The following is a 9,301-nucleotide window of genomic DNA, read 5'->3' as shown; positions in this document are numbered from 1 at the left end:
AAACCACGCAAAGCACTCAACTGGCGCACCCCAGCCGAAGTCATGACCAACGCCCTCACACAAACCGGTAGCATCAAACCAAACTAACCATCATCGTTGCAACGACCCCTAGAATCCGCCGACTGGTTTAAGCCTTGACGCCGATAGCCTCAGCCGAGTCAGAATCCATAATGTCCTTGACGCCGTTCTCGGCAGCATCCCAGGTTGCCTTGTCCTGGATGCCGGCGCGCTTAGCCACGATGGTGGCGCACAGCACCTGTCCGGTGACGTTCAGTGCGGTACGGCCCATGTCAATGATCGGCTCGATGGCAAGCAGGAGACCAACACCGGCCAGCGGCAGGCCGAGCGTGGAAAGCGTGAGGGTGAGCATCACCGTTGCGCCGGTGGTGCCTGCGGTAGCGGCGGAACCGATAACGGACACGAAGATGATGAGCAGGTACTGGGTGAAGTCAAGGTCGATGCCATAGAACTGGGAGACGAAGATGGCAGCGATGGCTGGGTATACGGAAGCGCAGCCATCCATCTTGGTAGTTGCGCCCAGCGGAATAGCAAAGGAAGCGTACTCGGAGGGAACGCCCATAGCCTTTTCGCTGAAACGCTCGGTAGCTGGCATGACGCCCATCGAAGAACGGGTGACAAAGCCCAGGGAGGTCACAGGCCATACGCGCTTGAAGAAACCAATGACCGGGATCTTGTTGAACTTCAGCACTGCCGGGTAGACCACGGCAAATACCAGGCCCATGCCGACGTACATGGCCAAGACGAACTTGCCCAGCGAGCCTAGTGCGTCCCAGCCGTAGGTAGCTACGGCCTTACCAATGAGGGCCGCGGTGCCAATCGGGGCAAGGCGAATAATCCACCACAGGATGACCTGAATGACCTTCAGGAAGGACTCGGTAAAGCGCAGGAAAGGCTCAGCAGACTTGCCAGTCTTGACGGCGGCGATACCAATGGCCAGCGAAATGACGAGGAGCTGGAGGGCACCAAAGCTGAGGGATACTTCGCCATCGGAAAGCGAGGCGGAAAGGCCCATGAAGTTCTGGGGCAGAAGCTGCTCAAAGAACGCGGTCCACGAGCCGACGTGGGAAGGATCCTGCGCGGTGGCAGCATCGATGCTCGTGCCGATGCCCGGCTTCATCACGACGGCGACGATGATGCCCGTCAAGACGGAGAAGAATGCGGTGATGGCAAACCACACAAGCGTGGAAATTGCCAGGGACGCGGCGTTGGCGACCTTGCGCAGGTTAGCGACGGAGGTAACAACAGCGGCGAAGATCAGTGGCGGGATCATCACCTTGAGCAGCTGAACGTAGGCGCCGCCGACGCCCGTGAGCAGAGTGGTCAGCCAGCCCGGGTTGTCTGGGTCGGTATCCATGCCAGAGGCGATGAAGCCCAGGATGAGGCCGATGATGAGGCCCGCGATGACCTGAGCACCGAATCCCGTGGCCCAGCCGGGAAGCTTGGAGCGCGAAGATTCTTGTTGAGACATAAAGATTCCTTTGAAAATAAAAATGGACAGATCGGACTATTTTCCAGATACTGTCCTGTTCAACTTCAACATCGCTCAGCTTATTCCTTCTGCGTCCATAGGCACAAAGTGCGAGTTATATGCAGTGGCCGCAACCTCATCCTTCGCGCTCACGGAGAGGTGGTTTTGTGCTTGCTTTTCGACGCCAGTGAGCGCGAAGGGAAGGGACCTTGAACTACCACGTGTGTCCCATTGCTAACTTTAGATAGCTACTCTCTCTATCTTTCTCAGGAGGAACATTCATGGGCTGGGTTAAACCTCTCGTTGGCATTTTCGCAGTTGGCGCAGTGGCTTCCGTTGCTTTAGGCGGCGGTGATGAAGATACTGTGGTGGTCAACCGAGTGATCGATGGCGACACCATTGACGTCGACATAGACGGCGAAAATACCCGCGTCCGGCTACTTAATATTGATACGCCGGAGATCGGCCATAACGGCGAACCGAGTGAGTGCCTCGCGGAGGAAGCGAAGCAGTACCTGGAAGGGCGGCTGCCAAAAGGGACGGAGGTTCGGTTGGAATATGACTCCGAGCGGACCGACAAGTACGGCCGCACTCTTGCCGGTGTCTTTATCGACGATGACTTCATTAACGCGGATGTCGCGGCCGAAGGGTTAGCCACGGCGGTTGTATTTGGCGGAAACGACAAGTTTTATGACGAAGTGCGCAATGCCGAACGCGGCCCTAAAGACGCCGGCGAAGGGATCTTTGGGGTCTCAGACGAGTGCAAGGTTTCCAGCGATAAGAACATGGCCGAGGCGGTTAGCGGCGCTGAAGCTGCAGCGGCAGCATTTGCAGCTTCCGGGGAAGCTGATATTGCAGGGTACGAGGATGTACTGGACAAGTCAGCAGCTGCGAAGGCCGGATTGGCGGTTCTGACTCGCCACAAAGATGATCGAAGCACCTTCCAGAAAGCAGCGTATCCGGATGCTCCCAAGGAGATTGCCGCGAAGAAGGAACGCGAGCTTGAGGGGGAGGAGAAACAAGCCCGCGAAGGGCTCGAGAAGTTGGAGGAGAAAGAGCGGGAGGAAGAGAAGCGTGAAAAGGAGCGCCAGGAAGAAGAACGCCGCCGTGCAGAGCAGCGGCAAGAAGAGATTCATCAGCAGGAGCACTACGCGCCGGAAGTAGAGGTAGCGGAGCAGCCAACGCACGATGAGGTGGCTGACTACCAAGCCCCCGAGCAGCAGCCGGCACCTCAGCCGGCGCCGGTGGTCGATAACTACACCGGGTGCCGAGCTTATGGCGGAAACTATGCCTTGACGTCCGTGGATAAGAAAGGGCGTTCCTACGCGAAGATCGACTGCACTACGAAGCAACAGATTGGTTAGGCAGCCTGCCCTTCGCGCTCACGGGCAGGGCCCTGAGTGCTTTGAGTATGGCTCCCGGTGAGCGCGAGGGGAGTGGGGATTGTGGCCTACGCCCTTGCTGCTCACCGGGGCCAAGGGGAAGCGCCATTTAGGTGCTGCCGGTGAGCGCGAAGGGGGTGGGAGGGCCCGGGGATCTGGAATACTGGCAGCATGAAAATCCTCGTAACCGCATTTGACGCCTTCGGCGGAGAGAGCATCAACCCCACGGAACGAGCGCTTCAGCAACTGCCGGATCGCATTGGAGACGCGGAGCTCATCAAGCTGGTGATCCCGACGAAGTTCGGGGAATCGCTGCGTCGGGCGATCGAGGCCGCGGAGGGCTCGGCGGTCGATGCAATTGTATGTTTGGGCCAGGCCGGTGGGCGGGCGCATATCACCCCGGAGCGGGTCGCGATTAACGTTATGGATGCCGATATTCCTGATAATGCGGGTTATCAGCCGGTGGATGTACCGGTTGTGGAAGGCGGCCCGGCGGCATACTTCTCTACGCTGCTCGTAAAGGAAATGGTTGCGGCAATGGAGGATAGTCCGGCGCGGTTGTCGAATACGGCCGGGACCTTTGTATGCAATCAGCTGCTCTATGGTCTCCTGCACCACTTTGCAGCGACGAGGGTGCGTGCAGGATTTGTCCACGTCCCGTTCATTACAGAGCAGGAGAAAACGGATAAGCCCATGATGGAGCTGGCGGACATCGTTGAGGGGATTAAGCGGGCACTCTGGGCGGTGCAAGCTAGTTAGGGTAGCCTTGGTGGCTTTTTTAATCGGTGAAATATAGATTAAAGGACATGTCTCGCTTTAGCCCTCTCAACTGGCCGGTTGTGCGCCAGCTGCGCAGTGGCGATCCCTTCGGAAGGGACGTCAATACGCAGTCTCAAAAGAGTAAAGATAAGCATGGGCGCACCGTGGAAGCGGACCGCGTAGTGCAGTCGGTGTGCCCGTACTGCGCGGTTGGTTGCTCGCAGCGCGTATATGTCAAAGATGACCGCGTCATTCAGGTGGAGGGCGATCCGGATTCGCCCATTTCTCGTGGACGCCTGTGCCCGAAGGGATCTGCGTCGGAGCAGTTGATTAACTCCGCTACGCGCCTTACCAAGATTAAGTATCGTGCCCCGTACTCGACGGAGTGGCAGGATCTTAATGAAGATACCGCGATGGAGATGATTGCGGATCGTTTCTTGGAGGCCCGCCGCAATGGCTGGCAGGATGTGGACGATGAAGGTCGTGCGCTCAACCGCACGATGGGCATCGCCGGTTTGGGCGGTGCGACCTTGGATAATGAGGAAAATTACCTCATCAAGAAGCTATTTACCGCCGCTGGTGCGATTCAGCTCGAGAACCAGGCGCGCATATGACACTCCGCCACCGTTCCTAGTCTAGGAACTTCGTTTGGCCGCGGCGGCGCAACCCAACCGCTGCAGGATATGGCGAATGCGGACTGCATCGTCATTGAGGGTTCTAACATGGCCGAGTGTCACCCAGTGGGATTCCAGTGGGTGGTGGAAGCCAAGAAGCGTGGTGCCCGCATCATTCACGTGGATCCGCGCTATACGCGCACGTCAGCCTTTGCGAATCGCCACATTGGCATTCGCGGCGGCACGGACGTGGTGCTTTTGGGCGCAGTCATTAACTACCTGCTGGAAAACGAGCTGTACTTCCATGACTACGTGGTGGCGTATACCAATGCGCCGATGATCATCTCGGAGGACTACCAGGACACCGAAGATCTGGACGGCCTGTTCTCTGGTTATGACCCAGAGACCGGTAAGTACGTCACGGATTCGTGGCAGTACGTACAGAAACCGGAGGGTGCGTCGTGGAATGTGGAACGCGATGAGACGCTAGAGCATCCGAATTCGGTTTTCCAGATTCTCAAGCGGCACTACGCGCGCTATACGCCTGAGGTAGTGGAGGAGACCTGCGGTATTGCGCAGGAGGACTTCTATTACCTAGCGGAGTCGATCGCGCAGAATTCTACGCCGGATCGCACCACCTGCTTTGCCTATGCGTTGGGCTTTACCCAGCACACCCTGGGTGCGCAGTTCATTCGTACCGCCGCCATCTTGCAGCTTCTCACCGGCAATGTGGGTCGCCCAGGTTCGGGCATTATGGCGTTGCGCGGTCACGCCTCGATTCAGGGCTCTACCGATATCCCGACGTTGTTCCACTCGTTGCCGGGGTATTTGCCCATGCCGAGCGTCGATAAGCAAAGCTGGCCAGAGTTCGTTGATGGAATCCGTAACGAGTCGCAGAAGGGCTTCTGGCAGATTGGTGAGAACTACGCAGTCTCGCTGATGAAGTCCTATTGGGGCGATGCGGCAACCAAGGACAATGGATGGGGCTATGACCTCATGCCGCGCATTTCTGGTGCGCATTCTACCTATGAAACGCTCATGGCCATGTTGGATCAACAGGTGGAAGGCTACTTTGTCTTTGGCCAGAACCCGGCCGTCGCGCAGTCCAATGGCGGCATGCAGCGCCGCGGCTTGGCGGCGCTGAAGTGGCTGGTCGTACGCGATTTCCAGGAGATTGAGACCGCCTCTTTCTGGAAGGATTCGCCGGAGATTAAAAACGGCGAGCTTAAGACCGAAGACATCGGCACTGAGGTCTTCTTGATGCCGGCGGCTACCCACGTGGAAAAGGCAGGAACCTTTACCCAGACGCAGCGCATGTTGCAGTGGCGTTTCCAGGCAGCCCCGCCGCCAGGCGATGCCAAGAGTGACCTGTGGTTCTTCTACCAGCTGGGCAAAAAGATTAAGGAACGCCTGCGCGATTCCACCGATCCGCGAGATATTCCTCTGCAGAAGGTCACGTGGGACTATGTGGAAACCGAGGAAGGCGAGCCGAATTCTGAGGACGTCCTCAAGGAGATCAACGGCTACTACCTAGAGGGCCCGAAGAAGGGCGAGCTTTTGCCTGCCTTCGTGGAGATGAAGAACGATGGCAGTACCTCCGGTGGTTGCTGGATTTACACCGGCGTGTTTAAGGACGGCATTAATCAGTCCGCGCGCAAGGTTCCGGGTTCGGAGCAAAACGAGGTAGCTCCTGAGTGGGGTTGGGTATGGCCGGCCAACCGCCGCCTGCTCTACAACCGTGCTTCGGCTAAGCCGGACGGCACTCCGTGGTCCGAACGCAAGAAATATGTGTGGTGGGACGCTGACCAGGGTCAATGGGTTGGCGATGACGTGCCGGACTTCCCGGCTACCAAGGCCCCGGACTACAAGGCTCCGGTCGACGCCGTGGGCCCGGACGCCCTCGACGGCACCGATGCCTTCATCATGCAGGCGGATGGCCGCGGTTGGCTCTTTGCACCGACCGGGCTTTCCGACGGCCCATTGCCTACCCACTATGAGCCGCACGAGTCCCCGGTGCACAACGTGCTGTACAAGCAGCAGCAGTCACCGACGCGCCTGACCATTAAGCGCCCAGACAACCTGTCGCGCCCAGAACCTGGTGAGCCGGGCTCCGAGGTGTTCCCGTTTGTCTTTTCCACCTATCGCCTCACCGAGATGTATACCTCGGGTGCGATGTCGCGCCGCCTGCCGTATTTGGCGGAGCTGCAGCCGGGCCTTTTCTGCGAGGTCGATAAGGCCTTGGCAGAAAAGCGTGGCTTGGAAAACGGCAAGTGGGCCACCATCGTCTCGCCGCGCGGCGTGATTGAGGCACAGGTCTTGGTCACTGACCGCATGCAGATGATGAAGATCAATGGCGAGGAGTTCCACCAGATCGGCCTGCCGTATCACTATGGCGAGTCCGATTCCACGGCCGTTGCAGGCGATGGTGCCAATGATTTGCTGGGCCTTACGTTGGAGCCGAACGTATTCATCCAGAATTCCAAGATCGGCGCTTGTGATATCCAGCCGGGGCGTCGCCCGCGTGGTGAGGCCCGTGTGGAGATGCTCAAGGAGTATCAGAAGCGCGCGCACCTGAACCTGGATTCCGGCAATGATCTGCTCACCGTGGATGATTCCTTCACCTATAACCCAGAGCCGCAGCAGCCCGCGGATGCGGATGAGCACGGCGAAAAGGGCGAGGAAAGCGAAGAAGGTAAGTAAATGACAAATCTTCTGACCGAAAACGCCAGCCGGCATGGCTACGACAAGTACCGCCGCATGGCCTTTTTCACCGACACTTCCGTGTGTATCGGGTGTAAGGCCTGCGAGGTGGCGTGCAAGGAGTGGAACCGCAACCCGGTAGAAGGCTATGACGTCACGGGTGATTCCTATGACAACACCGGCGCACTGGGAGCAAATACCTGGCGGCACGTGGCCTTTGTGGAGCAAAACAATGACCGCATCGAGCAGGCCCGCGAGGAGGGCAAGAATCTCATTTCCTTAGGGATGCCTTCGGTAGGGGCGCAGGCCCCGTCGGTTGATACCACCCCGCCGGATACGGATACGTTCCGGTGGCTCATGTCCTCGGACGTGTGTAAGCACTGCACGCATGCGGGCTGCTTGGACGTGTGTCCTACCGGCGCGCTGTTCCGCACCGAGTTTGGCACCGTTGTGGTCCAAGATGATGTGTGCAATGGCTGCGGTACCTGCGTGGCCGGCTGCCCGTTTGGCGTCATCGAGCGCCGCGATGACGGCGGTGTGGCGCTGAAGTACGACAAGACGGCCACGGTGGATTACGTGGATAATTCCCATGCCGGCGTGAACGTGCTGAAAAAGCTTAAGCAGCTTGCCCCGCAGGGGCCGGACCACACGCCAGGCGAGTCGATGCCGATTAAGAATTTGGGTGTGGCCCAAAAGTGCACCATGTGCTACGACCGCCTGAAGCAGGGAGAGCAGCCAGCATGTTCTAAGACCTGTCCTACCGATTCCATTCAGTTCGGCCCGTACGAGGAGATGGTGGCCGCGGCCAAGGAACGCGTGCGTGTATTGCACGAGCAAGGGCTTACCGAGGCCCGCCTTTACGGCGCCAACCAGGACGATGGCGTGGGCGGAACCGGCTCCATCTTCCTGCTTTTGGATTCACCTGAGGTCTACGGTTTGCCGCCGGACCCGCGCGTGCCGACGGCCGATTTACCGCAGATGTATAAGACCGCAGCCAAGGCTATCGGCGGCATGGCGCTGGCCGTGGCCGGTTCCTTCCTGATTGGGGGACGCAAATGAGCAACTTTGATGAATACCGTCCACCGCAGCCGGAGCGCCGCAATCGCTACCGGAAGTTCGATGGTACGAAGCCGAAGAAGAAGCGGAAGCGTCCAGGCGCGGGTGCGCAGGACGGCTCCAAAGAGGAGCGCATGGCGCAGGACTTCGAGTTCTCGTCTTACTACGGCCGACCTGTGGTGAAGGCTCCGCCGTGGGAATGGCCTATCGGCGCCTACTTCTTTCTGGGCGGTGTGAGCGGTGGCTCGGGACTCTTGGCCGCTGGTGCACAGGCCGTGGGCAATGCGCCGCTGCGTCGCACCACGCGGATCTCTGCCTTTGGCGCGGCGGCCGTGGGATCGGTCTTTTTGATTCTGGATTTGGGCCGCCCGGAACGCGCATTGAACATGTTCCGCGTCTTCAAGGTGACCTCGCCAATGTCCATGGGCTCGTGGATTTTGTCGGGCTTTGCCAGCGCGGCCGCGCTGCCTGCCGCCGCGGAAGTGGACGCGGCGACTGGCCACAAGCTGCCGCTGCCGAAATTCGTGCGCACGGCGCTGAAGAAGTCGGCCGGGCCGGCGGGCGCGGTCGCGGGTGTACTCGGTGGTCCGCTCGCAGGCTATACCGCGGTATTGCTGTCCAATACCTCGAACCCGGTGTGGAATGACATGAAAAAGCACCTGCCGTATGTCTTCGTTTCCTCGGCAGGTGCGGCGTCGTCAGGCCTGGCTATGGTGACCACTCCGGTCGAGCACGCGGGACCGGCCCGTGTGTTGGGCATGGCCGCTGCAGCAAGTGATCTGGCAGCGACCAAGGTGCTGGAGGAAGGCATGGAGCCGGAGCCGCGCGAAGCTCTGCACCAGGGTAAGCCGGGCGCGTTGATGAAGGCTTCGGAATACTTCATCGCGGCAGGCGGCCTCGGTAGCGCGGTGGCTGCGGTGACGAAGTCGCGGGCAGTCTCGGTGGCTGCGGGGCTATCGCTCTTGGCAGGCTCGGCGTGCACGCGCTTTGGCGTGCTCAACGCCGGCTTGGAATCGGTGAAGAACCCGGAGACCACCATCGGGCCGCAGAAGCGCCGGGCGGAAAAGCGCCGGCGCGAGCAGGGCCTCGACCACGATGTGGTGAGCCCGGACTAGTCCAGGTCCTGCAGGGCGGGGGCGAGCTCCGCGCCGATGTCTTCCATGCGTTGTTGCTCGGCCGCGGAGCCGCGGCCATCACGGTGGAGGTAGTAGTTCAGCAGCTCTAAGCAGCGCTGTGCCGCCTCGTCGGAGTCATCGGGGCAGACGGGTGCACCCTCGGACGAGCACCCCACCAGCCCTGCC

At 59.6% G+C, this 9,301-nt stretch carries 7 protein-coding genes; 5 read left to right on the top strand and 2 right to left on the bottom strand.

What is annotated here, in order from left to right; translation table 11 throughout:
• Window positions 1-127: 127 nt before the first annotated feature.
• Entirely contained in the window at window positions 128-1,489 is a 1,362-nt protein-coding gene (locus RAE09_RS10470; RefSeq protein WP_316981645.1) for a dicarboxylate/amino acid:cation symporter, read from the bottom strand.
• Window positions 1,490-1,770: 281 nt separating this feature from the next.
• On the opposite strand from RAE09_RS10470, the gene RAE09_RS10465 reads away from it, so the two are divergent.
• From RAE09_RS10465 to nrfD, 5 genes are all read left to right on the top strand, one after another.
• Window positions 1,771-2,853 (top strand): thermonuclease family protein, encoded by a 1,083-nt coding sequence (locus RAE09_RS10465; RefSeq protein ID WP_005327456.1) that lies wholly within the window; start codon window positions 1,771-1,773, stop codon window positions 2,851-2,853.
• Window positions 2,854-3,042: 189 nt separating this feature from the next.
• Complete coding sequence (locus RAE09_RS10460; protein ID WP_005327458.1) at window positions 3,043-3,630, top strand: pyroglutamyl-peptidase I; 588 nt, start codon at window positions 3,043-3,045, stop codon at window positions 3,628-3,630.
• A 47-nt stretch (window positions 3,631-3,677) separates the two neighbouring features.
• A complete protein-coding gene (gene fdnG / locus RAE09_RS10455) occupies window positions 3,678-6,944 on the top strand; it encodes a formate dehydrogenase-N subunit alpha (protein ID WP_316981644.1) in 3,267 nt (1,088 codons plus the stop codon).
• Entirely contained in the window at window positions 6,945-8,003 is a 1,059-nt protein-coding gene (locus RAE09_RS10450; RefSeq protein WP_179386305.1) for a 4Fe-4S dicluster domain-containing protein, read from the top strand.
• The gene (gene nrfD / locus RAE09_RS10445; protein WP_250410242.1) at window positions 8,000-9,115 is read left to right on the top strand and encodes an NrfD/PsrC family molybdoenzyme membrane anchor subunit; all 1,116 of its coding nucleotides are present in this window, start codon (window positions 8,000-8,002) and stop codon (window positions 9,113-9,115) included. The genes RAE09_RS10450 and nrfD overlap by 4 nt, the downstream gene beginning before the upstream one ends.
• Here nrfD and RAE09_RS10440 read toward each other — a convergent pair.
• Window positions 9,112-9,291, bottom strand: coding sequence for a hypothetical protein (locus RAE09_RS10440; RefSeq protein ID WP_250410243.1), 180 nt, complete (start codon window positions 9,289-9,291; stop codon window positions 9,112-9,114). The two genes, nrfD and RAE09_RS10440, sit on opposite strands and share 4 nt — an antisense overlap.
• Between the last annotated feature and the right edge of the window lie 10 nt (window positions 9,292-9,301).

It is taken from the genome of Corynebacterium tuberculostearicum (assembly GCF_032821615.1).
Classification (GTDB): Bacteria; Actinomycetota; Actinomycetes; order Mycobacteriales; family Mycobacteriaceae; genus Corynebacterium; species Corynebacterium tuberculostearicum_H.
This window is presented reverse-complemented; position numbering and strand designations above follow the sequence as displayed.